This is a genomic window from Aurantimonas sp. NFXS3, from assembly GCF_049132005.1.
GTDB classification, from domain to species: Bacteria; Pseudomonadota; Alphaproteobacteria; order Rhizobiales; family Rhizobiaceae; genus Aurantimonas; species Aurantimonas coralicida.
In genome coordinates this window covers 22,751-45,745 of record NZ_JAGDDZ010000001.1, presented here as the reverse complement: position 1 = coordinate 45,745, position 22,995 = coordinate 22,751, and the positions used below count along the sequence as shown (strand labels likewise).

The following is a 22,995-nucleotide window of genomic DNA, read 5'->3' as shown; positions in this document are numbered from 1 at the left end:
CCCGCCGGGTGTCGGCGCCAAGTTAAGAACATCGGCGCGCCAATTCCTAGCCCTTGCGCGCCCTTCCGGCGTGTTGCCGGGCCGCTTCAGCTTTCCCGTGGGCGGATCATGAAGCGGGCGTCGCTGCCATAGTCCGCAAGGGCCCCGGCCGGCAGCGTGTCCGACGCATCGATGAAGCCGAAGCGGGCCCAGAAGGGCACCGTGCCATAGACCGAGACCAGCGCCGCCGACGGATAGGACGCGGCCTGTTCGAGCAGCAGTTCGACACCCGGCGCGGCCAGGCCCTGCCCGCGCATTTCGGGCGCCACCACCACGTCGTGGATGAAGAACCGGTCGGCGGGCGTCGGCAACGTGCCGAGCAGCGTGTTCAGCTTGGGTGGCGGGCCCTTCGTCCAGGGATGGGCGAGCGTGTAGCCGCAGACGATGCCGGCCGGGTCGGCGAGAACGAGGCAGCCTGCCGGACAGAGATTCAGGCGGTCGGTGAAGACCGCCTCCTCCTCCGGCAATCCGGGGTGGACCCGGTCGGCCAGCGCGATCGCGGCGCGCAGATCGGAGCGCGCCATGGGGCGCCACCGGGCCGTGTCGTTCCGCGCCGTCATCCGCATGCCGTCCCGTCCTACAGCCGACCGCCGGTCAGCGGTGCTTCGTGCCCTCGCCGTAGAACAGCTTTTCCCAAGCCTTGTGGGCCTTGTAGCCCTCGCGGATGAAGGGCGTGAAGACCGCCATGTTGAGGACCGCCTTGTTGGTCGTCTTGGCCGGCTGCTTCAGCGGCTTCTCAAAATCGACGAACAGCACCACCCGCACCTTGTCCGAGTGGTTCCAGGCCTCGTGCTCATAGGCGTCGTCGAAGATCAGCGCCTTGCCCTCTTCCCAGTGGCAGGTGCGGTCGGCGACCCGGATGCCGATCTTGTCCGGCTCGTCGGGGACCAGCAGGCCGAGATGGAAACGCAGGACGCCGTTATACGGACCGCGATGCGGCGGCAGGTGCTTGCCCGGCTCGAAGATCGAGAACATCGCCGATTTCATGCCGGGGATCTTCTGCAGGATGCGCCAGGTCTCGGGACACTGGCGGATCGCCTCCTCCGACTTGATGCCGTAGCCGCACAGGAAGAAGGTCTTCCAGTTCTGGTCCGACGAGATCGAGCGCACTTCCGACGAGATCTCGTGGAACGCCGGCAGTTCGCCCTTGCGCACCAGGACATTGTCGAGCTCGGCGCGGATCGCCTTCCACTCGGCCTCGACCTCGCGCGCCCATGGAAAGTCGTCGGTCTCGAAGACCGGCGGATTGCCGACGGCCGAATGCTTCAGATTGAGCTTCTCGGCGCCATCGACGAGCCGCTGCACCGAGCGTGCGACGAAGCCGTCGCGGGTCATCGTATCGTCCAGACCTTCGGTCTTCTGCTTCTGCTGGCTCACAGGCTTGTCTTTCGTTGTGTTCGCATTCCCGCCGGCCACCGCCGGGCGATGTCCGCCTTCGCCGCAGGTCCCCGCGCTCGCCCGCTAATTGTGACGGTACGCTGACACCTGCAAGGGCGCGTCGCGCTGCATCTGGCCCCTGTTCACTGGAAATCAAATGCCGACAGGCCGGTGACCATTTCGTCGAGACCCAGCGGGCGGGTCAGCGGCGGCTCGGCGCGGGCAAGGCACGCCTGCCGCTCGCACAGCCGGCAGGCCGGGCCGATGCCGACCGTGGCGGGCTTGGTTCCCAGATGCCGGCCATAGACCGTCTCGTCCTTGTAGCCAATGTCGCAGCCGATCAGGATGGCCGTCCGCCGCGGACGCTCGGCAAATCCGGCCTGCAGCCCTTCCAGCGTCCGAGCGACGAGCAGGAACTCGGCGCCGTCGGGCATTTCGGCGCTCTCGACCAGGATCTGCCCCGGCTGGGCGAAGGCCGCGTGGATCGGCAGCTTGGGACAGCCGCCGCCAAAGCGCTGCACCGGAAAGCCGCGGGCGCCGGCCCGCCGGAACCGGTTGCCGGCATTGTCCACCTCGAGCAGGAAGAACGGCACGCCCGGCGCGCCCTGGCGCTGCAGCATGGTCAGCCGGTTGGCGGCCTGCTCGAAGGACACCTGGAAGCGGCCGCGCAGGACGTCGATGTCGTAGGCCGAGCGCTCGGCGGCGGCCTGGAAGGCGGCATAGGGCATCATCAGCGCATGGGCGGCGTAGCGCAGCAGCTCGAACCGTGCCAGCCGGCGCGCCTCGTCGCTCGAAAAGGCGAAGGTCGCGGCCTCCGCCGAGATCACCTCACCGAAGGCCAGGAGGCAGGATTCCAGCGCCACCTCGCGCAGCCGGTCGGCCGGGGCGAGACGCTCGGACAGGAACAGCCGGCGCGAGTGCCGGTCGAAGCGGCGGCGCCAGTTCGGCATGGTCTGCACCGGCAGCACCCGCACGGAAATGTCGTGCTCCTTGCGCAGCCAGGTCTTCAGCGCTCCCATCAGGTCGTCGCCGGCGGTCAGTGTCTGGTGCAGGGCCTCCGCGGCACTTTCCAGCGCGGCGAAATAGTTCGGCCGGGTCTCGAACACCTCGCGGACCTCGTCGATCGGCAGCCGCGCGCCGGCCAGCCCGGTGCCGCGCCCCTCCCGCGCCAGGAGGTCGGACAGGTCGGAGAGCCGCCCATGCTGCTCGCGATAGGCGCGATAGAGCTTGATCACGCCGGCCGCCGCGTTCGGCGCGGCTTCGGCGATCTCCAAGAGTTCCTGCTCGCCGGGAAGTTCGCCGGCGAGCAGCGGGTCGGAGAAGACCCCGCGCAATTCGGCGACGGAGCCCTGCTGCTCGCCCCGCAGATCGCCGATATCGACCTCGTAGGTCTGCGACAGCTTGAGGATGAGCTGCACTGTCAGCGGGCGCTGGTTGCGTTCGATGAGGTTCAGATAGGACGGCGAGATGCCGAGTTCCTCGGCCATCGCGGTCTGGGTCAGGCCGAGACCGTTGCGGATGCGGCGGATGCGCGGTCCGGCGAAGATCTTGTTCTCGGCCATCAGGCGCCTCCCGGGAAGAAAGAGCGCGCCGGATCGTCAGGGGCCAAGGAATCGTCAGGGGTAAGGGAGTGGAAGGGGTGCGGCCGGGTGCACCGGCCACCGGGTGCGGAACGGCCGTTCAGGCGCCCAGATGCGTGCCGCCGCCCTGCATGCGACGCAGGCAGGCAGGGCCCGGTCCGCGCATGTAGTGACGCTCGGGATGGTAGGCCGCCAAAGCGTTGCTCAGGCCCAGAAGACGCAAAACCACACGCACCGCACTCATCGTCCGCTCCAAATCTCGACCGGTCGTCCGCCGACAATTGGCAGCATGACCGGGAAAGGTTTCGATTGATGGAATCCAAGGCGATATTGTGTTGGTGGATCATGTCTTTCACGAAAATCCATACCCCTGTGACGCCACAGCAACGGCCTTGAGCGCCCCGCGCCGACGGCCGCGGGCGACCGCAATGCGCCATCCCGGCCTATGACAATTTTTACATCGTGACAATCGCAGCCTGTGAAGGTCCTGACAAGACGACCCGAATAAGCCTGCGATCCGACCGCCGGGCGCTTCTCAGCACATACTGGCGATGTCATGTCTCTCCCCAGGCGCTGCCAGTGGCTTGTCACAGTCGCATCGGCAGCCGGAATTCAGGAGAGGATCGACCGCCATGACCGATTTTTACAATCTCGTCCCGTCTGCCCCCGAAGGCCGCTTCGACAATGTCGAGCGCAACTACACGCCCGAGGACGTCCAGCGCCTGCGCGGTTCGGTCCAGATCCGCTACACGCTTGCCGAGAACGGCGCCAACCGGCTCTGGGAGCTGATCCACTCGGAAGACTTCGTCAATTCGCTCGGCGCGATGACCGGCAACCAGGCCATGCAGCAGGTCCGCGCCGGCCTGAAGGCGATCTACCTCTCCGGCTGGCAGGTCGCCGCCGATTCCAACACCGCCTCGTCGATGTATCCGGACCAGTCGCTCTACCCGGCCAATGCCGCGCCCGAGCTCTGCCGCCGCATCAACCGCACCCTGCAGCGTGCCGACCAGATCGAGCATGCCGAAGGCGCGAAGTCCGTCGACACCTGGTTCGCCCCGATTGTCGCCGACGCCGAGGCCGGCTTCGGCGGCCCGCTCAACGCCTTCGAGATCATGAAGGCCTTCATCGAGGCCGGCGCGGCGGGCGTGCATTTCGAGGACCAGCTCGCTTCCGAGAAGAAGTGCGGCCATCTCGGCGGCAAGGTGCTGATCCCCACCCAGGCGCATATCCGCAACCTGACCGCGGCGCGGCTGGCGGCCGACGTGATGGGCGTGCCCTCGCTGGTGATCTGCCGCACCGACGCCGAGGCGGCCAAGCTGATCACCTCGGACATCGACGAGCGCGACCAGCCCTATGTCGATTATGACGGCGGCCGCACGCCGGAAGGCTTCTACCGGGTCAAGAACGGCCTCGAGCCCTGCATCGCCCGGGCGATCGCCTGCGCGCCCTATTCGGACCTGATCTGGTGCGAGACCTCCAAGCCCGACCTCGAACAGGCCCGGCGCTTCGCCGAGGCGGTGAGGAAGGAGCATCCGAACCAGCTCCTGGCCTACAATTGTTCGCCGTCCTTCAACTGGAAGAAGAACCTCGACGACGCGACCATCGCCAAGTTCCAGCGCGAGCTGGGAGCCATGGGCTACAAGTTCCAGTTCATCACCCTGGCCGGCTTCCATCAGCTGAACCACGGCATGTTCGAACTGGCCCGCGGCTACAAGGACCGGCAGATGGCCGCCTATTCGGAGCTGCAGGAAGCCGAGTTCGCCTCCGAGGCCGACGGCTATACGGCGACGAAGCACCAGCGCGAGGTCGGCACCGGCTATTTCGACGCCGTCTCCATGGCCATCACCGGCGGCCAGTCCTCGACGACCGCCATGGGCGAATCCACCGAGAGCGCGCAGTTCAAGAAGGACCAGCATCTCAGCGTGGCAGCCGAGTAGCCCCCTCGCGCAAGTCGGTTGGCCAACCTCCGGCCACTTGCGCAAACGGAGCGGGACACGCGCGGGAGTTTCTCTTCCCGCTTCCGCGGCCCCCAGTCTCCCGCTCCCCCGGAACGCTCCCCCGAGCGGCGTTCCGGGACCCCACGACACCGACATGACGACCAACCAAGGAGACAGACGATGAGTGCAGTCGCTATCGACGAAAGCCGCCCCCGCACCCGCGTCAAGGAGCGGGCGGAGGAGCAGTCCTCTTCCATGGACGAGGCCCAGCAGGCCGCGATCCGCATGCTGGCCAATGACCTTCACCGGCTGAACCAGTCCGTGATGAAGGCGGTCGAGGCCGGCGTCTCTGTCGAACTCGTGCGCTCCGCCCGCCACCATTCCGGCAACGGCAATTGGGGCGACCTGCTGATCCCGGTCGTGGTCAAGACCGGGGGCTGAGTACCCGGCGGACGCCCGCCGAACGGTGTCGGCCGAGATCACGCAAGCGACGCCCGTTCCCTGCACAGCCGGGGAGCGGGCGCTTTGCGTCGGGGATGCGGGGCTGATCATCGCCAAGACGGCGCATCCCGGCGCGGGCCCCGCCTTCCCTCACCCCCGTCCGGCACGCTACACTCCGGCCCAATCCGCCCGAGAGGCGCTTCCCCGCAGGATGGCATGACCAGCACGAAACCTCCGAAATCGCCGCGTCCGAGCGGACCCGCACGGATCGATTACGGCCGCAAGACCGGCCGCGTCGGCGGCAACGAGGCCAGCGCCGTCAAGGGCGCGCCGAACGCCAAGCGCGATCCCGCGCCGGTCAAGGTGCCGGCGAATGACGGCGCCCATCTGGAATCCAAGCGCGGCGTCGCCTCCATGCACGAGGCCTCGGGCTGGCTCGCCGCACGCGGCATCGACGATCTGGAATGCATCACCCCGGATCTGGCGGGCGTCGCCCGCGGCAAGATGATGCCGGCCAAGAAGTTCACCGCCAACACCTCGCTGGCGCTGCCGTCGGCGCTGTTCATGCACACGATCTCCGGCGAATATCCCGAGGAAAGCGGCGAGTTCCGCTATTCGCCCGGCGACGGCGACCTCAAGCTCGTGCCCGACCTCTCCACCCTGTGCCGGGTGCCCTGGGAGAGCGACCCGACCGCCCAGGTGATCTGCGATCTCGTCGACCAGAACGGCGTCGCCGTCGGCTACACGCCGCGCAACGTTCTGAAGCGGGTGATGGCGCTTTATGACGCCAAAGGCTGGAAGCCGGTCGTCGCACCGGAGATCGAATTCTACCTCGTCTCCAAGAATGTCGACCCGGACTACCCGCTGGTGCCGCCGATCGGCCGCTCCGGCCGGCAGATCCAGTCGGGCCAGTCCTATTCCATCGGCGGCGTCAACGAATTCGACGAGCTGATCGACGACATCTACGACTATTCCGACGCGCAGGGGCTGGAGATCGACACGCTGATCCACGAGGAGGGCGCCGCCCAGCTCGAGATCAATCTGCGCCATGGCGACCCGCTGGAGCTCGCCGACCAGGTCTTCATGTTCAAGCGCACCATCCGCGAGGCGGCGCTCGGCCAGGACATCTACGCCACCTTCATGGCCAAGCCCATTCAGGGCCAGCCGGGCTCGGCCATGCACATCCACCAGTCGGTGATCGACAAGGAAACCGGCCGCAACGTCTTCTCCAACGAGGACGGCTCGGCCTCCGACCTGTTCTTCGCCTTTCTCGGCGGCATGCAGCGCTACGTGCCGGCGGCGCTGATCATGATGGCGCCCTATGTGAACTCCTATCGCCGCCTGACCTACGGCATGGCCGCGCCGACCAACACCGCCTGGGGCTACGACAACCGCACCACCGCCTTCCGGGTGCCGACCTCGGACGCTGCCGGCCGCCGCGTCGAGAACCGCCTGCCTTCCTCCGATACCAATCCCTATCTCGCCATCGCGGCCTCGCTCGCCTGCGGCTATCTGGGCATGGTCAACAACCTCACGCCCGAGGGCCCGACCGACCGGACCGTTAATGAGGACGGCGTCATCTCGCTGCCCCGCGGGCTCCTGGAAGCCCTGGCGATCTTCGAGGCCGAGAAGGATTTCGACACTGTCTTCAGCCCGGAATTCGTCGGCACCTATGCCGGCATCAAGCGCGGCGAGCACGAGACCTTCATGCAGGTGATCAGTCCCTGGGAACGCGAGTTCCTGCTCCTGCAGGTCTGAGCCTTGCCCGCCTATCAGTCTCCCATCGCCCCCGGCCGCTCCTGGTACGAGGACAGCATCGATCGGCCGAGCTATCCGGCTCTGGACGGCAGCCGCAAGGCAGACGTGCTGGTCGTCGGCGGCGGCTTCACCGGCCTGTCGGCGGCGCTGCATCTCGCCCGCACCGGCGTCGACGTGGCGGTGCTGGAAGCGCATCGCTTCGGCGATGGCGCCTCGGGGCGCAATGGCGGACAGATGGGCACCGGCCAGCGGCTCTGGCCGATGGAGATCGAGGCGGCCTACGGCTTCGAGCGATCCAAGGCCCTGTTCGATCTCGCCGAGGAAGCCAAGGCCCATCTGACCGAGTTCATCACCGCCAACGGCATCGACGCCGACTACCGCGAAGGCCAGCTTTCGGTCGTCCACAAGCGCCGCTACCTGAAGGATTACCGCGCCCAGGTCGAGGAGCTGACGACCCGCTACGCCTATCCCCATGTCAGCTTCATGGACGCCGACGAGACCGCCGACCGGCTCGGCTCGCGCCGCTATCTCGGCGGCATTCGCGACACCGGCACCGGCCATATCAACCCGATGAAGCTGGTCGTCGGCAGCGCCCGGGTCGCGGCCGAGGCCGGGGCGCAGCTCTTCGAGAACAGCCATGTCGAGCGGCTCGACCGGCGTGATGGCCGGATCGTCGCCGTCACCGCCCATGGCGAGGTCAGCGCCGAGCGCGTGCTGATCGCCACCAATGCCTATGGCGGGGGCCTCGATCCGCAGGTCGACGCCCATGTCATGCCGATCGGCTCCTTCATCGGCGCGACCGAGCCGCTGGCCGATCCCGACGCGGTGCTGCCCGGCGGCGAATCCTGCGACGATTCCCGCTTCGTCGTGCGCTATTTCCGCAAGAGCCGCGACGGCCGCCTGCTCTTCGGCGGCCGCGAGGCCTACACCTCCGCCACCGGCGACATCGGCCGGCACATCCGCAAGCAGATCGCCGAGGTCTATCCGCATCTGGCCGATGTGCGCCTCAGCCATGCCTGGGGCGGCTCTGTGGGCATCACCATGGAGCGCCTGCCCTATGTGCGCAGCCTGGCACCGGGGATCACCACCATCGGCGGGTTTTCCGGACATGGCGTCATGCTCGCGAACTTCGCCGGCCGCCTCTATGCCGAGCGCGTCAACGGCAATCGCGACCGCCTCGCCGACTTCGAGGCGCTGCGCATTCCCGCCTTTCCGGGGGGGCGGCGACTGCGCGCACCACTGCTTTTCCTTGCAATGACCTGGTTTTCCCTGCGCGACCGCTTCTAAAACCCGGCCCGCGCGACATATTCGGATCGTGCGCGGCAGGACCCATCGCCCGCAACCGGCAGGCAGGCAGCCCAACCGACGCACCATGACGGCCCCAGGAGCAGACGACACGATGCCAGATCTCGACATTCTCAAGGGCCGCACGGGGCTGATCGTCGAGGACAACATGATCATCGCGCTCGATGCCGAGCAACTGCTGCTCGACAACGGCATGGCGCGGATCCTGACCGCCGCGAATGTCGCAGAGGCCCTGCGTCTGATCGAGGCTGAAACGATCGATGTCGCGCTGCTCGACGTCAATCTCGGCTCGGAAACCAGTTTTGCGCTGATCGCGCCGCTGAATGCGCGGAGCGTGCCCTACATCTTCGTCACCGGCTACGGCGAGAATCTCGATCTGCCGCCGGAGGCCGGCGCCAGCGAAGCGATCAACAAGCCCTATGACGACGTCCGCATGCTGGAGGCGGTCACACGGGCCTTTGCCAGGCGCGAGGCCGCGGCCTGAGCGCCCGGCGCGAATGATTTTCGCCGGCCCGCCGCGGCTATGGAATAATTCAATCGATTAGATTACACAGCGGACGGAACGGCTTCCCCCGCTCATTGTCTTGCAGAGGGACGATACATGTCCAGCCAGATCATTCCCGTCGACCCGTTCGACTATGTCGTCTTCGGCGGCAATGGCGACCTTGCCGAACGCAAGCTGCTGCCGGCGCTCTATCATCGCGATCATGACGGGCAGATGCCGCAGGATTCGCGGATCATCGGCGCCTCGCGCACCCATATCTCCGACGAGGAATACCGGGCCTTTGCCCGCGAGGCGATCGCCAAGCACGTCAAGCCCGAGGACACTCACACGACGTCCGTCGAGCGTTTCGTCTCGCGCCTGCACTACCGCCAGGTGGATGCCCGCGCCGACGAGGGCTGGGACGAGCTGAAGGCTCTTCTGGAAGGCGCCGAGGATGGCAACGGCACGCGCGTGCGCGCCTTCTACCTGGCGGTCGGCCCGGCGCTGTTCGCCGATCTCGCCTGCCGTATCGGCGAGAAGGGTCTGGTCCACGCCAACACGCGGCTGGTCGTCGAGAAGCCCGTCGGCCGCGATTTGGAATCGGCCCGTGAACTGAACGACATCATCGGCCGCTACTTCACCGAGGATCAGGTCTTCCGTATCGACCATTATCTCGGCAAGGAGACGGTGCAGAACCTGATGGCGCTGCGCTTCGCCAATGCGCTGTACGAGCCGATCTGGAACTCCGCCCATATCGACCACGTCCAGATCACCGTGGCGGAATCGGTCGGGCTGGAAGGCCGCGCCGGCTATTACGACAAGGCCGGCGCGCTGCGCGACATGGTGCAGAACCACATCCTGCAGCTGATGTGCCTGGTCGCCCTCGAGCCGCCCCCGACGCTGGACGCCGACGCCCTGCGCGACGAAAAGCTGAAGGTGCTGCGCGCCCTCACCCCGATCGATGCCTCGAATGTCGAAAGCCGCACCGTGCGCGGCCAGTATAAGGCCGGCGCCTCCGATGGCGCCGCCGTGCGCAGCTATCTCGACGATCTCGGCGAGGCCCAGAGCGACACCGAGACCTTCGTCGCCATCAAGGCCGAGATCGGCAACTGGCGCTGGGCCGGCGTGCCCTTCTACCTGCGGACCGGCAAGCGCCTGTCCGAGCGCATGTCGGAGATCGTCGTCACCTTCCGGCCGATCCCGCATTCGATCTTCGCCGGCCTCTCGGGCAGCATCCAGCAGAACCAGCTGGTCATGCGGCTGCAGCCCAATGAGGGCGTCAAGCAATGGGTGATGATCAAGGACCCCGGTCCCGGCGGCATGCGCCTGCGCCACGTCCCGCTGGACATGAGCTTTGCCGAATCCTTCCGGGTGCGGAACCCGGACGCCTATGAGCGGCTGCTGATGGACGTCATCCGCGGCAACCAGACCCTGTTCATGCGCCGCGACGAGGTCGAGGCGGCCTGGAACTGGATCGACCCGATCCCGCAGGCCTGGGCCGAGAAATCCATGAAGCCGCAGGGCTACACGGCCGGTACCTGGGGCCCCTCCTCCGGCGTGGCGCTGATCGAGCGCGACGGCCGCACCTGGCACGAACCCGACTGAGGCGATCCGGAATGAGCACAGCCCCCGTCCTGCACCGCTACCGCGATGGCGACGCTTTGGCCGAGGCCCTCGCGGTCGGCGTGGCCGCCGTCCTCGCCGGCGCCATCGCTACCCGCGGCACGGCGACCCTGGCGGTCTCCGGGGGCTCGACGCCGAAGCGCTTCTTCGAGCGTCTGTCGCAGGCCGAGATCGACTGGCCGAATGTCAACGTGCTCCTGGTGGACGAACGCTGGGTGCCGGCAACGAGCGATCGCTCGAACGCCGCGCTGGTCGCCGACAAGCTCTTGAAGAACCTCGCCGCGGCGGCGCATTTCATTCCCTTCTATCTCGACGCCGAAACGCCGGAGGACGCGCGCGAGGATCTCGCCGAGCGCTTCCGGCGGCTGGCCCGCCCGCTCGACGCCGCCGTGCTCGGCATGGGCACGGACGGCCATACCGCCTCCTTCTTTCCGGGCGGCGACAATCTCGATGCCGCCATCGACCCGCAGACCACCGAGCCGGTCGTCGCCATGCGTGCGCCCGGGGCCGGCGAGCCCCGCGTCACCCTGACCCTGCCGATGCTGGTGGAAGCGCGGCTCCTGGCGATCCACATCGAGGGCGAGGAGAAGCTCGCCGTCTACGAAAAGGCATTGGCCGGCGGCCCCGTCGAGGAGCTGCCGATACGCGCGGTCCTCGAAGCACCGCGCAAGGACCCGGCCAACGTCTTCTGGTGTCCCTGACGCCCCTTTCACCGTCCAGGAGGTCAATCCCATGACCGTCGATCCGCGCATTGCAGAGATCACCGACCGCATCCGAGAGCGTTCCGCGCCGACGCGCGAACCCTATGTGGCGCGCATCATGGCCAAGGGCGCCGAGGGACCGAAGCGCTCGACCCTGACCTGCGGCAACCTCGCCCATGGCTTCGCCGCCTGCGGCCCGCTGGACAAGTCCCGGCTGTCGGGCGACCAGACGCCCAATCTCGGCATCATCACCGCCTATAACGACATGCTCTCGGCCCATCAGCCCTTCGAGCGCTATCCCGAACTGATCCGCGAGGCGGCCCGCGCCATGGGCGGCACCGCGCAGGTGGCGTCCGGCGTTCCGGCCATGTGCGACGGCGTCACGCAAGGCCAGGCCGGCATGGAGCTGTCGCTGTTCTCGCGCGACGTGATCGCCATGGCGACCGCCGTCGGCCTCTCCCACGACATGTTCGACGCCGCAGTCTATCTGGGCGTCTGCGACAAGATCGTGCCGGGCCTGACCATCGCTGCTTTGACCTTCGGCCATCTGCCGGCGATCTTCGTGCCGGCCGGGCCGATGACCTCGGGCCTGCCCAATGACGAGAAGAGCCGCATCCGCCAGCTCTACGCCGAAGGCAAGGTCGGGCGCGAGGAACTGCTCGCCGCCGAATCCCAGTCCTATCACGGCCCCGGCACCTGCACCTTCTACGGCACCGCCAATTCCAACCAGATGCTGATGGAGATCATGGGCCTGCACACGCCGGGCTCGTCCTTCGTCAATCCGAACACGCCGCTGCGCGATGCGCTGACGCGGGAAGCGGCTAGGCGCGCCCTGTCGATCACCGCGCTGGGCAACGAATACACGCCGGCCGGTCTGGTGGTGGACGAGCGCGCCGTGGTCAACGGCGTCGTCGGGCTGCACGCCACGGGCGGCTCGACCAACCACACCATGCATCTGGTCGCGATGGCCGCGGCCGCCGGCATCAGGCTGACCTGGCAGGACATTTCCGACCTGTCGGACATCACGCCGCTGCTGGCCCGCGTCTATCCGAACGGCCTCGCCGACGTGAACCATTTCCAGGCGGCCGGCGGCATGGGCTTCCTGATCCGCGAACTGCTCGATTGCGGCCTCCTGCACGAGGATGTGCGGACCGCATGGGGCCATGGCCTGCGCGCCTATACGGTCGAGGCGCGGCTGGCGCCGGACGGCGAGACCGTGCTGCGCGAAGCCGCCCCCGCCCACAGCGGCGATCCCAAGGTGCTGACCACCGCCGACCAGCCCTTCTCGTCCAATGGCGGCTTGCGCATGCTCAAGGGCAATCTCGGCAAGGCCGTCATCAAGGTTTCCGCCGTCCGGCCCGAACGCCGCATCGTCGAGGCGCCGGCGAAGATCTTCCACGACCAGAACGACATGAAGGCCGCCTTCGATTCCGGCGAGCTCAACCGCGACTTCGTCGCCGTGGTCCGCTTCCAGGGCCCCAAATCCAACGGCATGCCGGAACTGCACAAGCTGACGCCGCTGCTCGGCGTCCTCCTCGACCGCGGCCACAAGGTGGCGCTGGTCACCGATGGGCGGATGTCGGGGGCCAGCGGCAAGGTGCCGGCGGCGATCCACGTCACGCCGGAAGCCAAGGCAGGCGGGATGATCGCCAGGCTGGTCGATGGCGACATGGTGCGCCTCGATGCCGATGGCGGCACGCTGGAAATCCTCGTGGACGCCGACGAACTGGCAGCGCGGCCCCTCGCCGACCCCGATCTCAGCGGCAACGAATTCGGCATGGGCCGGGAATTGTTCGCCACCTTCCGGGCGGCAGTGGGCACGGCCGACGCAGGCGCCAGCGTCTTTTGACGGCTTCCGCAGCGCGCGTTCGCATGATAGCGCACTAAATGGTCTGCCCGAGGAGGCGGAACCATGGATTCCTGTTGATGAATTTCGCCAAGAGCATGCTGGCCATCTCCCTGCGACAGCTCGGTATCGTCCACGACATCCTGATCGCCGCGGTATCGATGACCATCGCCATGTCGATCGCCTGGGGATGGCAGCCGCTGTTCAGCGTCTGGCAGATCTGGCTTCTGATCGGTGCCTATACGGCACTGAGCGCGGTCTGCTTTCCGTTCTTCTCGCTCAACAGCGGCGCCTGGCGCTACGCCTCGCTGCTCGACGTGCTGTCGATCGTCAAGGCGGTCACCTTCATCAACCTCGCCTTCCTGCTGCTGCATTTCCTGCTGTTTCGCGGCGCCTTCCTGCCCCGCTCCACGATCGTGATCTCCTGGTTCATCATGATCGTCGGCCTGGGCGGCCCCCGCCTCGCCTACCGGCTGATGAAGGAGCGCCGCCTCGACCGCCGCAGCCTCGCCGCCTCGGCCATCGCCGGCACCAAGCGCGACCTCCTGCTCTACGGCTTCAACGACAATGCCGACCTGTTCATCCGCAACAGCCGCCGCAACCGCCGGCAGGACGCCATCGTCGGCATCATCGACGAGAAGTCCAAGAACCGGCGCCGGCAATTGCATGGCATCCGCGTGCTCGGCACGCTGGCGGAACTGGAACAGACCATCGCCTGGGCCGAGAAGCGGGGCACGCCGGTCGGCGAACTGGTGGTCACCGAGGTCGACATTCCGGCCGCGCGGCTGTCGCGCATCGTCGCCACCTGCGCGCCGCTTGGCGTGACAGTCAAGCGGCTGCCCGACATCAGCCAGACGGGCATCGTCGACGAGAACCGGCCGATCGAGCCGCTTCCGATCGCGCTGGAAGATCTTCTGGGGCGCCAGGAGGTGGATCTCGACATCGCCGAGGTCGAGCGGCTGATCAAGGACCGGCTGGTCATCGTCACCGGCGCCGGCGGGTCGATCGGTTCCGAACTCGTGCGCCAGATCGCGCGCTTCGCGCCGCGCCGTCTCGTCCTCGTCGACAATTCCGAATTCAATCTCTGGTCGGTCACCCGGCAGATTTCCGATGAATTCCCCGGCGTCCCGATCCTGCCGCGGATCGTCGACGTGCGCCACGGCAACCGCATCCGGGCGCTGTTCGCCGAAGTCGGGCCCGACGTCGTCTTCCACGCCGCCGCCCTCAAGCACGTGCCCATCGTCGAGGACAATCCGGTCGAGGGGATCGACACCAACCTCCTGGGCACCCGCAACGTCGCTGATGCCACCCTTGCCGCCGGCGCCTCGGCCTTCGTGATGATCTCGACCGACAAGGCGGTGAACCCGTCCAACGTCATGGGCGCGACCAAGCGGGCCGCCGAAGCCTATTGCCAGGCACTGGATCTCGATCAGGACGCGACCCGCTTCATCACGGTGCGCTTCGGCAACGTCCTCGGCTCAACCGGCTCGGTGATCCCGCTGTTCCGCTCGCAGCTGGAAAAGGGCGGGCCGCTGACGGTCACCCACCCGCACATCACCCGCTTCTTCATGACCATTCCCGAGGCGTCGCGGCTGATCCTGCACGCGGCGGGCCACGGCATGACCGACACCCGCGCCAAGGGCCAGATCTTCGTGCTCGACATGGGCAAGCCGATCCGCGTCGCCGAACTCGCCGAGCGGGTGATCCAGCTGGCCGGGCTGAAGCCGCATATCGACATCGACATCCGCTTCGTCGGCTTGCGCAAGGGCGAGAAGCTCTACGAGGAACTGTTCGGCGAGGGCGAGACGCGCGAGGAGACCGGCCGCGCCGGCCTGCTCATCGCCGGCTCTCGCGTCAGCGACGTGAAGCTCCTGTCGCGCAGCTTCGCCAATATCGAGGGTGCGGTCGCAGCCGGCGATGCCGAGCGCGCGCTGGAGATCCTCAGGCGCATCGTGCCGGAATACCAGCCGGCCATCATCGACGACGATACAGGCGCCGACCCGGCGCGTCTGGCACAGCCGACACCGCCGGCACCGGCCTGATCCTCATCGCAACACCATCGCGGGACGCTGGCTGAACGGCCTGCGCTGGCGACAGCACGCGCTCGCCCCCCACGTCGTCGATCCGCCGCGGACCGCGCGCCGGGACTACAGCGCCTGACGGCGGCCGCGAATGTCGGCGATGTGCTTCTTCACCGCGGCGATGTCGTTCTGCAGCCGCACGACTTCCTCGTCGTCGCCCGCCTGCGGCATCTCGCTGTCGGCGGGATCGGGAAGATCGCCGCCCAGCGCACGAATGCGCTCGCGCAGCGTCCGGCGCCGCGCGGCCGGCGGCAGGGCCTCGTCTTCGCCCGCACTGTCCGCTTCCGACGCGTTTTGCGTCGGAGCCGCGGCATCCTCTGCGTCATTCGCCGGGACCGGCCGATCCTCCGACGCATCGGTCCCGACCGGTGCCGGGTCGGCCTCGTCGGACACGGGCTCTTCGGCAACCGGCATCGCCTCGGCCATGCGCCGTTGATCTTGCGCGCTCGCATGGACCGATGGACGGAAGTCGTCGTCCGCAGTCTCTGTGCCGGCGGTCATGGCGCCCTCCCCGGGGGCCAGAACGATGGCCGTGGAATAGCCGCCGCCATTGCCGAAATGACCGGTCGCGGCCGAGCCGTAGGACGTGCTGAAGCCCGTTGGGCGTGGCCGTGCGGCCATCTCCGCCCGCATCCGCATGGCGTTGCGATACTGCTCGGAGATCGCACCGACACCGGCCAGGAACACGCCGACCAGGAAGCCCAGCATGCCGCCGGCCCCGACCACCAGGCGCCGCGACAGGCTGGAGGGCCGCAGCGGCGGGGTGGCTTCCGAGATCACCCGGACATTGGCCGTGTTGATGCCCTGCTGTTCACCGGTTTCCCGGGCGCGCAGCAGGTAGGATTCATAGACTGCCCGCGACGCCTCGACCTCGCGCTGCAATTCGCGTAGCCGAACGAAGGAGCCGCTCGTCGCCACCTGATCGGACTTCAGCTCGTCGAGCTGCCGGGTGAGATCGCTATTGGTGCGCTCGGCGCGGGCAAGATCGGTCTGCGCCCCGGCAACGATCCGGGCGAGCTCGGAGCGGATGGCGTCGCGCGCCGAGGCCAGCGACTGGCGGCTGGCGATGAGCTGCGGATGCCGGGGGCCGAGAGTGGCCGCCAGCGATGCGGTCTTCTGGGCGAGGTCCGAATAGGTGGCGCGCAGACGCGTCAACGCATCCGAGGTCAGCTCTTCGGGAAACGCGCCTTCGACCACGTCGTCGACACTGGCCCTGGACATCTGCTCGGCCTTGACCCTGAGGGCGGTCACATTGGCCCGGCCGCGCGACAGTTCGTCGTTGATCCGCAGGATGTAGCTGTCGTCGACGAGCTGCCCGCCGACGCCGACGAGCTCGTTCTCGGACTTGTAGTCCTCTACCGCCCGTTCGGCGGCCGAGACCTTCTCGCGCAGTTCGGCCAGGCGCGAGGAAAGCGCGTTGGTCGCCCGCCCCGCCGTATCCGACTGGACCTCGGCCAGATGGTCGATGAAGGTATTGGCGACCAGACGCGACAGCCGGGCGGATTTCTCGGGGTTTTCGGTCGTCACCGAGATGTTGAGGATGAAGCTCTTGGCATCGCGCGAGACGCCGGTGACCTCGCGCAGATTCTCCATCGTCTGCAGGAAGCGTTCGTTGGTCGATGCGGTGGTGGGGGTGGTGAGGCCGAGGCTTTCCAGCGACGGCAGCAGCGATTCGCCCTGGCCGTTGAACTCGGGATCCGACGTCAGGTCGGCGCTCTCGACGATCTTGGCCATCATGTCGTTGGAATTGATCACCGCGATCTGGCTCTCGATCAGGGCGAGCGTCGCCTCCGTCGGCAGGCCGTTCGGCGTGACCTCGTTCTGCACCACCTTGATGTCGCGGGGATCGGCGAAGATCTGCGAATAGGCGGTGTATTTCTTCGGCATCGACAGCGCGAAGGCGACGCCGAGCAACAGCCCGAAGATGGTCGTCAGGATGATCAGCCGCCGCGCCGACCAGACCGACTGGAAGACATGCACCGGGTCGATCAGCGAGCCGTTGGAATCCTGCATCTGCGGTCCTGACGGGCGCGCGGCATACGGTGCGTTCGGGTTCGTCTCGGATGAGAACATAGCCATATCGATCCGCAGAATAGCCGTCCGGATCAAGTGCCGGAGCTTGCCGACCGACTCTGGGCAATCATGGCTAATGAACGGTTAAGACGCACGTCCCTAGCGGAACTTTCCGTCGGTCAGCCGGCCCGCAGGCGCGATTTCAGCAGTTCCATCCATGGTTTCGGGCGCAGGTCGCGGTCGAGCGGAAGCGGCCGGTCGGGATGGCCGTCCGGCCGCGGCAGCACATCCGGCACCCAGCTGTAGCGGTCGGTGATGCCCCAAACCGTCACCGCCTGGGGCGGCTTCCAGGCGAAGATCGCGTCGAGAAGGTCGGAGACCAGCCCATAGGCGGTCTCGTCCTGCGCCGCGTTGCTCGGCGGGGTTTCCCAGTCGATGATATCCAGCTCGGTGACCATCAGCCCGACGCCGAGCCGGTCAAGCTCCTTGTGGAAGCGTTCGAGCCCCTCCTTGTCGATCTGACGGCCCGCATACAGATGCCCCTGCATGCCGACGCTGTGGACCGGCACATTGCCGTCCTGCAGCTGGCGCACGATGCCGAGCATGATTTCCCGACGGGCGTCGAAGCGCGGGCCGACGAATTCCAGATCGTAGTCGTTGATCACCAGCCGCGCCTGCGGATCGGCCCGGGCCGAGGCCGCAAAGGCGATGGGGATATGCTTGGGCCCCAGCTTGTCCAGCCAGACGGTCTGGCGCAGCGGGCCTTCGGTCGCCGGATCGTTGGCGATGACCTCGTTGACGACATCCCATCCGGTCAGCCGGCCCTTGTAGCGGTCGCCGATCCGTTCGATGTGGTCGACCAGCGCGGCCTCCGCCGCGGCCGGCGTGTCGAGCCGCTCCACCCAGTCCGGGGTCGCGCCCCACCAGACATGGCAGGTGCCCCGGCTGAGCCGGGTGTTCTGAAGGGCGAAATCGACCACCCGGTCGGCGGGCTCGAAATTCCACTGGTCGGGCGCGGGATGGACGAGGCTGAACTTCAGCCCGTTCATCGGCATGATCAGGTCGCAATGATCGAGAAACGCCTGCTTGTAGCCGGGGTCGACCTCCATGAACTCGGCCTGGATGGCGCCGCCCAGCGGCACGCCGCCGGCCGCTCGCGCACCCGTTCCGGCGGCCGATGCCGCACCCGGCGCCAAGGCCAGCGCGGCCCCGGCACCCAGAAGGGAACGGCGCGTTAAACTTCCCGCGCTAGTCGGGGACGAGCCGCCGGGCGCCGCCGCTTCCGGCTGGTGCACGCTTCGCAGCTTGGAACGTGCATCGCGCCCGCGGTGGTGTATCGTCATCTGCCTATCGCTCTCCCGAAGGTTGGAGCATGCCACGCACAGCAGTCTGGATCGAAAGCTTTAAGGGCAACCTAAGCGTGATCCGCGATTACGCCTGGTTGCTCAGCGGATCCGCCGGCCGGCTGGTCCTGTCGCTCGCCTATTTCGTCAGCATCGCCAATGGCCTGTCCGTCGGCGATTTCGGCCTGTTCGCCACCGCGTCGGCCACCGGCATCGTCCTGTCGCGCATCGGCGGCTTCGGCTTCGTCTCGCCGCTCTACCGGGTGGCGACGGTGCGCCAGCGTCTGGTCGGCACCTACACGGCCGGCCTCATCGTCGCCTTCCTCCTGTCGCTACCCGTCGTCGCCATTGCCGCCGCCGGCTTCTATGCCGCCTTCTTCGACGGCGAGATGGGCATTGCCGCCTTCGTCGCCGTGGTCACCGCGGAAATCCTCTTCTGGCGGGCGCTGGAAGTGGTGGTCATCGTCAATAACGGCCTCGGCCGCTTCGGACGGGGCGCCAGCATCGTCATCGCCGGTTCGGCGATCCGTGCCGCCGCCGCGGTCGGCTTCGTCCTTGTCGGCAGCGGCACCCTGCTGGAATGGTCCTGGATCTACATGACGGCCAATGCCGTCGCCGCGCTCTTCGCCATTGTCGGCTTCTACCCGCGCCAGCGGCTGCGCTTCCGGCCGGCACTCTATCTGGGGCGCTGGCGCGACAGCCTGTCGGTCGCCGGCGCCGAGATCATCTTCTATCTGCAGTCCGAGCTCGACAAGCTGCTGGTCCTGTCGCTGGGCGGACCGCAGATGGCCGGCATCTACGCCATCCTGATGCGCCTGATCGACCTGACGGCGCTGCCGATCCGCTCGGCCAACACGATGATCGTGCAGAAGCTGATGAAGAGCCCGGGCTGGATCTCCGACTGGAAGAGGCGCTGGGGGCTGGAAGCGATCGTCGCGGTCGTCTCGGTCGCCGGGCTCGCGGTCCTCGGCGGCATCCTGCACCTCTACCCCACGCTCCTCGGCCGCAATGTCGCCGACGCCGCGCCGCTGGTCCTCGTCGCGCTTTTCGTCCCGGCCTTCCGCAATCTCATCGAATACGAGAGCGAGCTGCTCTATGCCCGCGGCAAGACCGGTCTGCGCGCGCTGATCCTGGCCATCGTCGGCCTGATCAAGGCGGGGCTTCTGGTGGTGCTGCTGCGCGCCGCGCCCGACACCGAACGCTGGATCCTCGGCCTGAACGGGCTGTTCCTGGTGCTGTGGATCGTCTCGGCGTCCTCGACCTACGCCGCCTTCGACTGGTCGCGCCCGCGCCGCCGCCGGTCGCGCCGCTGGCTCAGATCAGCCCCACAGCCCGGCGAATGAGCGCCGGGTCCGTCCCGGTGAAGGACTGGATGCCCGCCGCGACCTGATGCGGTGCGAGCCCGCGCGAGAAATCGGCCAGCGCCTCGGAATCCAGCGCCGCGCCGTTCCAGTACATGTGGCAGAGTTCGACATCGGTCGGGGCATGCCGGTCGGGCCGGTTCTCCAGCTCGGCGACGAAGCGGCCATAGAGCGTGCATTCCGACAGCGCCCGCCCGCCGACCAGGGTGCTCATCCACGAACGGCCGCCGACCGTCTCCATGCGGGTCTTCATCTCGCGCACCGTGTCCGTGCGCCACGGAAGCAATGTCCCGATATAGCCCTCGTCGGTCGTTGCCGGCGCGTCGATCCCGAGCATGGCCCCGGCCCGGCGCGACCAGGCGCGGTGTTCGCTGCGGGCCGGTTCGTCGAGAAAGGCCACGGCGCCGGGACGCCGGAAGAAGTCGACACCCCCGTTGCGGTGAAACCAGCCGAGATCGAAGGGCCGCAGGAAGACGACGTCGGAATCCACCGACACGACGACCTCCTCGTCGAGGAGCGCGGAAATGGCGAGACGGCGCAGTTGCTGCACGTGCCAGCCCCGCAGCGGCGGACCCTTGGGCGTCAGCCAGATGCGGCGACGCCCGAGCGACAACGGATCGGGAAACGGCCGCAGCCATCGCGGCAGCAGATCGCGTTCGTCGACGATCTCCCGGCGCGGGCCGGCCAGTTGCCGGAACAGGGCGACATCGGCCCCCTCGACCATGATCAGATGACGGCGATGGCCGGTGACGCGCTGGTCCATGCTCTCGCACAGCAGGCGACAGCGCTCGAAATCGCCGCGATAGCTCGACGTCACAATGGCCGACTGCAAGGTCATCGTCTCCGTCCCGCGGGCCTCAAAACATCAGCCGATCGGGTGACGCGGCGCGAACCTATCGCGCAGAATCCCGAGGAGAAAGGCTGGATTGCCCAGAATGTAGCGCCGCCACAACCGCGCCGGCTCGAGCGCCAGACGCCACACCCATTCCATGCGCAACCGCCGCACGAGCGCCGGGGCGCGCGACACGTTTCCGGCGTAGAAGTCGAACAGCGCACCGACCCCGACGAACAGGCGACCGTGCCGCGAATTCAATGTGTTGACCAGGAAGAGCTCCTGCGCCGGCACGCCCATCGCCACCAGCACGATGTCCGCATCCGCATGCTCGAGCGCGGTCAGGACGACGGCCTGTCCCGCCGCATCGAAATAGCCGTCGGAGATGGTCACATAATCGTGGCGGGGCGCGATCTCGCCGAATCGCCCTGCCGCGCGTTCGGCAACGCCCGGCGCGCCACCGATTAGCGCCACCCGCAGCGGTCGATCCAGCGCTGACAGAAGCCGCGGGACGAAGTCGGTGCCGTTGAGGTTTTCGCGAAAGCGCGCGCCGTAGAGAAGCCGCGCGGCGATGTCGACGCCGATCCCGTCCGGCAGCACCAGACAGGCGGCCAGCGCCTTCCAGTAGTCAGGCTTCGCGCGCACCAGATTGACGCAATGGGCGTTGAGGAAGGCAATCCGCGTCGGCCCGCTCTCGCTGCTCAAGGCCGCGTCCAGCCGGCGAATGGCGTCCGCTCCGGTGATATCTGCCACCGCGATCCCGGCGATCCGGCGCTCGGGCATCGCCGCCTGCGGGGATGCCTCTTGGGGCAGGTGCTGTCCGCCGTCCATCAGGCCGGATCCCGGCCGGCCAGGGCGACCGGCCCGGCTTCGTCGGCCACGCGCGCAGTGTCCCGCTGCCCCGTGCAATCTGCCTGGCGGGTCAATGCCGTGCGCAGCATATCGAGACCGGCGGCGATGCCGGCATCCAGCGCGGCGGTCTGCGACCGCACGAAGTCGGCGCCATCCATGCGCACGGTCTCCCCGGCGCGCTCGGCTGCCACCAGCTCGACCAGCCGGTCGGCGAAATCCTGCGGATCGTCGGCGGTGCGGACATTTGCCGGCACGGCACCGACCCCGCGCAGCGCCTGCGGTGTCGCGACGGCCGGCATGCCCTCCTCGAAGGTCTCGATGGTCTTGAGCTGGATGCCGGTGCCGCCCCTCGTCGCCAGCGCCAGCACCCGCGAGGCGCCGACGAAGGCCTGTGCGTCAGCGACCCGGCCGAGGAAGGAGACGTTGCCGGGCAGCGCCGGCGGCGTGCCGTCGAAGTTGCCGGCGATGGCGACGCGGATGTCGGACGGCAGGCGCGGCACGACATGCGCCAGGAACCAGTCGAGACCGACGCGGTTGGGCGCCCAACTCCAGGTGCCGATCAGCCCGACGTCATGGGTCCGCACGCCGTCGTCGACACGAGGCGAGCGTCCCGTCGTCAGGGCCAGCGGCCGGCAACGGGCGGTTCCGGCGAGACCCAGCGCGGCGAGATCCTCCTCGCTCAGCGTGTGGATGACCGCCGCATCGCGGCAGATGCGGTGTTCGACCCGGCGCAAGAGCGCGGCCTCGCGGGCATAGAGCGCCCGCGTGTGGAGACGACCGGCATTGCGGGCATTCTCGGCGGCCGAGCGATGCTCGACATTGTGGGCGATGAAGATCGACGGCTTGTCCCGCGCCAGAAACGGATAGGCAGCGGGCATCTGCACCGAGCTCAGCACGTAGCCGTCCACCGGGCCGGCCTCGGCCAGCCGCGCGCGCAGCCCGTCCCGCGTCAGCCCGGCCACCTTGGCGGCCGACACCGGCAGGTTGCGCAGCGTCGCGGCGCCCACCCAGCCGATCTTCTGCGACAGCGACGCAGCGGCGTTCTCGATGGCCAGTTCGCCGAGACAGATCTCGTCCGCGCCCGGCTGCCGGCTGCCGGGCCGGCGAAAGCCCGCGAAGCTCAGCCGCACGCCCTGCCGCCGGTAGGACTGCGCGATCGCGTGATTGGCGATCTCGAATCCGGTCGACGGCCGGCCGTCCGGCAGCAGCGAGGAGAGAAACAGAAGATGCATCCGACAAACCAGGGGTGTGCGCTGCAAGGAGCGGAATGCTGGCACGGAAGGATTGAAGGAATATCAATCCGCCGGATCAAACCCGGCAGGTTCGTGCCGAAAACGAGGATTTCCCGGCACGGCGGCGCGCGATCTGAGGGAAATCGATCCTTTCTTCACCTTTCTCTGGTCTGCTCGCGCCGAACCGCGG

General features: G+C 67.7%; 19 protein-coding genes. 10 read left to right on the top strand and 9 right to left on the bottom strand.

The genetic code is table 11. The features are described 5' to 3' along the window. Positions 1–86: 86 nt before the first annotated feature. The 4 genes from J3367_RS00205 to J3367_RS00190 all read right to left on the bottom strand — a co-directional run bounded on the left by J3367_RS00205 (position 87) and on the right by J3367_RS00190 (position 3,240). Positions 87–563 carry a GNAT family N-acetyltransferase gene (locus J3367_RS00205; RefSeq protein WP_192844218.1) on the bottom strand — a complete coding sequence of 159 codons (477 nt, stop codon included), beginning with the start codon at positions 561–563 and terminating at the stop codon, positions 87–89. 70 nt (positions 564–633) lie between these two features. Beyond that, the gene (locus tag J3367_RS00200) at positions 634–1,416 is read right to left on the bottom strand and encodes an aspartyl/asparaginyl beta-hydroxylase domain-containing protein (RefSeq protein ID WP_024349312.1); all 783 of its coding nucleotides are present in this window, start codon (positions 1,414–1,416) and stop codon (positions 634–636) included. A gap of 143 nt (positions 1,417–1,559) precedes the next feature. Then, a complete protein-coding gene (locus J3367_RS00195) occupies positions 1,560–2,978 on the bottom strand; it encodes a helix-turn-helix domain-containing protein (RefSeq protein ID WP_024349313.1) in 1,419 nt (472 codons plus the stop codon). A 118-nt stretch (positions 2,979–3,096) separates the two neighbouring features. Next, the gene (locus J3367_RS00190) at positions 3,097–3,240 is read right to left on the bottom strand and encodes a hypothetical protein (RefSeq protein WP_154653355.1); all 144 of its coding nucleotides are present in this window, start codon (positions 3,238–3,240) and stop codon (positions 3,097–3,099) included. A gap of 388 nt (positions 3,241–3,628) precedes the next feature. Between J3367_RS00190 and aceA the strand changes: the two genes are divergently transcribed. The 9 genes from aceA to J3367_RS00145 all read left to right on the top strand — a co-directional run bounded on the left by aceA (position 3,629) and on the right by J3367_RS00145 (position 15,133). Further along, entirely contained in the window at positions 3,629–4,933 is a 1,305-nt protein-coding gene (gene aceA / locus J3367_RS00185) for an isocitrate lyase (RefSeq protein ID WP_024349314.1), read from the top strand. 180 nt (positions 4,934–5,113) lie between these two features. Then, positions 5,114–5,374, top strand: a complete 261-nt coding sequence (locus J3367_RS00180; RefSeq protein ID WP_024349315.1) for a hypothetical protein — start codon at positions 5,114–5,116, stop codon at positions 5,372–5,374. 216 nt (positions 5,375–5,590) lie between these two features. After that, on the top strand, positions 5,591–7,132 hold the full coding sequence (locus tag J3367_RS00175; protein WP_024349316.1) for a glutamine synthetase family protein: 1,542 nt from the start codon (positions 5,591–5,593) through the stop codon (positions 7,130–7,132). Positions 7,133–7,135: 3 nt separating this feature from the next. Then, positions 7,136–8,419, top strand: coding sequence for an NAD(P)/FAD-dependent oxidoreductase (locus tag J3367_RS00170; protein ID WP_024349317.1), 1,284 nt, complete (start codon positions 7,136–7,138; stop codon positions 8,417–8,419). Between the two features lie 112 nt (positions 8,420–8,531). Further along, positions 8,532–8,921 (top strand): response regulator, encoded by a 390-nt coding sequence (locus tag J3367_RS00165; RefSeq protein WP_024349318.1) that lies wholly within the window; start codon positions 8,532–8,534, stop codon positions 8,919–8,921. Between the two features lie 117 nt (positions 8,922–9,038). Continuing rightward, on the top strand, positions 9,039–10,526 hold the full coding sequence (gene zwf, locus J3367_RS00160) for a glucose-6-phosphate dehydrogenase (protein WP_024349319.1): 1,488 nt from the start codon (positions 9,039–9,041) through the stop codon (positions 10,524–10,526). An 11-nt stretch (positions 10,527–10,537) separates the two neighbouring features. Next, positions 10,538–11,245, top strand: coding sequence for a 6-phosphogluconolactonase (pgl, locus tag J3367_RS00155; protein ID WP_024349320.1), 708 nt, complete (start codon positions 10,538–10,540; stop codon positions 11,243–11,245). Positions 11,246–11,276: 31 nt separating this feature from the next. Further along, positions 11,277–13,094, top strand: coding sequence for a phosphogluconate dehydratase (edd, locus tag J3367_RS00150; RefSeq protein ID WP_024349321.1), 1,818 nt, complete (start codon positions 11,277–11,279; stop codon positions 13,092–13,094). Positions 13,095–13,171: 77 nt separating this feature from the next. Then, the gene (locus J3367_RS00145) at positions 13,172–15,133 is read left to right on the top strand and encodes a polysaccharide biosynthesis protein (protein ID WP_228241185.1); all 1,962 of its coding nucleotides are present in this window, start codon (positions 13,172–13,174) and stop codon (positions 15,131–15,133) included. Positions 15,134–15,238: 105 nt separating this feature from the next. Here the strand turns inward: J3367_RS00145 and J3367_RS00140 are convergent, their stop codons facing one another. After that, positions 15,239–17,185: a GNVR domain-containing protein gene (locus J3367_RS00140; RefSeq protein ID WP_024349323.1), complete on the bottom strand. Its 1,947-nt coding sequence runs from the start codon at positions 17,183–17,185 to the stop codon at positions 15,239–15,241. 179 nt (positions 17,186–17,364) lie between these two features. Continuing rightward, positions 17,365–18,381: an endo-1,4-beta-xylanase gene (locus J3367_RS00135; protein WP_244495389.1), complete on the bottom strand. Its 1,017-nt coding sequence runs from the start codon at positions 18,379–18,381 to the stop codon at positions 17,365–17,367. Between the two features lie 176 nt (positions 18,382–18,557). Between J3367_RS00135 and J3367_RS00130 the strand changes: the two genes are divergently transcribed. Beyond that, a complete protein-coding gene (locus J3367_RS00130; protein ID WP_024349325.1) occupies positions 18,558–19,871 on the top strand; it encodes a lipopolysaccharide biosynthesis protein in 1,314 nt (437 codons plus the stop codon). Here J3367_RS00130 and J3367_RS00125 read toward each other — a convergent pair. From J3367_RS00125 to J3367_RS00115, 3 genes are read right to left on the bottom strand one after another with little or no spacing between them, the layout of a single operon-like run. Then, positions 19,843–20,727 carry a DUF6492 family protein gene (locus J3367_RS00125; protein ID WP_024349326.1) on the bottom strand — a complete coding sequence of 295 codons (885 nt, stop codon included), beginning with the start codon at positions 20,725–20,727 and terminating at the stop codon, positions 19,843–19,845. The genes J3367_RS00130 and J3367_RS00125 overlap by 29 nt on opposite strands. Positions 20,728–20,754: 27 nt before the next feature. After that, positions 20,755–21,552 (bottom strand): WecB/TagA/CpsF family glycosyltransferase, encoded by a 798-nt coding sequence (locus tag J3367_RS00120; protein WP_024349327.1) that lies wholly within the window; start codon positions 21,550–21,552, stop codon positions 20,755–20,757. Next, on the bottom strand, positions 21,552–22,805 hold the full coding sequence (locus tag J3367_RS00115; RefSeq protein WP_024349328.1) for a glycosyltransferase: 1,254 nt from the start codon (positions 22,803–22,805) through the stop codon (positions 21,552–21,554). Before J3367_RS00115 ends, J3367_RS00120 begins: the two co-directional genes overlap by 1 nt. Between the last annotated feature and the right edge of the window lie 190 nt (positions 22,806–22,995).

Coding starts and splice junctions, on each gene's coding strand:
- J3367_RS00205 (WP_192844218.1), bottom strand. CDS start 563: ATGGCGCGCTCCGATCTGCGCGCCGCGATCGCGCTGGCCGACCGGGTC.
- J3367_RS00195 (WP_024349313.1), bottom strand. CDS start 2,978: ATGGCCGAGAACAAGATCTTCGCCGGACCGCGCATCCGCCGCATCCGC.
- J3367_RS00190 (WP_154653355.1), bottom strand. CDS start 3,240: ATGAGTGCGGTGCGTGTGGTTTTGCGTCTTCTGGGCCTGAGCAACGCT.
- aceA (WP_024349314.1), top strand. CDS start 3,629: ATGACCGATTTTTACAATCTCGTCCCGTCTGCCCCCGAAGGCCGCTTC.
- J3367_RS00180 (WP_024349315.1), top strand. CDS start 5,114: ATGAGTGCAGTCGCTATCGACGAAAGCCGCCCCCGCACCCGCGTCAAG.
- J3367_RS00175 (WP_024349316.1), top strand. CDS start 5,591: ATGACCAGCACGAAACCTCCGAAATCGCCGCGTCCGAGCGGACCCGCA.
- J3367_RS00165 (WP_024349318.1), top strand. CDS start 8,532: ATGCCAGATCTCGACATTCTCAAGGGCCGCACGGGGCTGATCGTCGAG.
- zwf (WP_024349319.1), top strand. CDS start 9,039: ATGTCCAGCCAGATCATTCCCGTCGACCCGTTCGACTATGTCGTCTTC.
- pgl (WP_024349320.1), top strand. CDS start 10,538: ATGAGCACAGCCCCCGTCCTGCACCGCTACCGCGATGGCGACGCTTTG.
- edd (WP_024349321.1), top strand. CDS start 11,277: ATGACCGTCGATCCGCGCATTGCAGAGATCACCGACCGCATCCGAGAG.
- J3367_RS00145 (WP_228241185.1), top strand. CDS start 13,172: ATGAATTTCGCCAAGAGCATGCTGGCCATCTCCCTGCGACAGCTCGGT.
- J3367_RS00140 (WP_024349323.1), bottom strand. CDS start 17,185: ATGCAGGATTCCAACGGCTCGCTGATCGACCCGGTGCATGTCTTCCAG.
- J3367_RS00130 (WP_024349325.1), top strand. CDS start 18,558: ATGCCACGCACAGCAGTCTGGATCGAAAGCTTTAAGGGCAACCTAAGC.
- J3367_RS00125 (WP_024349326.1), bottom strand. CDS start 20,727: ATGACCTTGCAGTCGGCCATTGTGACGTCGAGCTATCGCGGCGATTTC.
- J3367_RS00120 (WP_024349327.1), bottom strand. CDS start 21,552: ATGGACGGCGGACAGCACCTGCCCCAAGAGGCATCCCCGCAGGCGGCG.
- J3367_RS00115 (WP_024349328.1), bottom strand. CDS start 22,805: ATGCATCTTCTGTTTCTCTCCTCGCTGCTGCCGGACGGCCGGCCGTCG.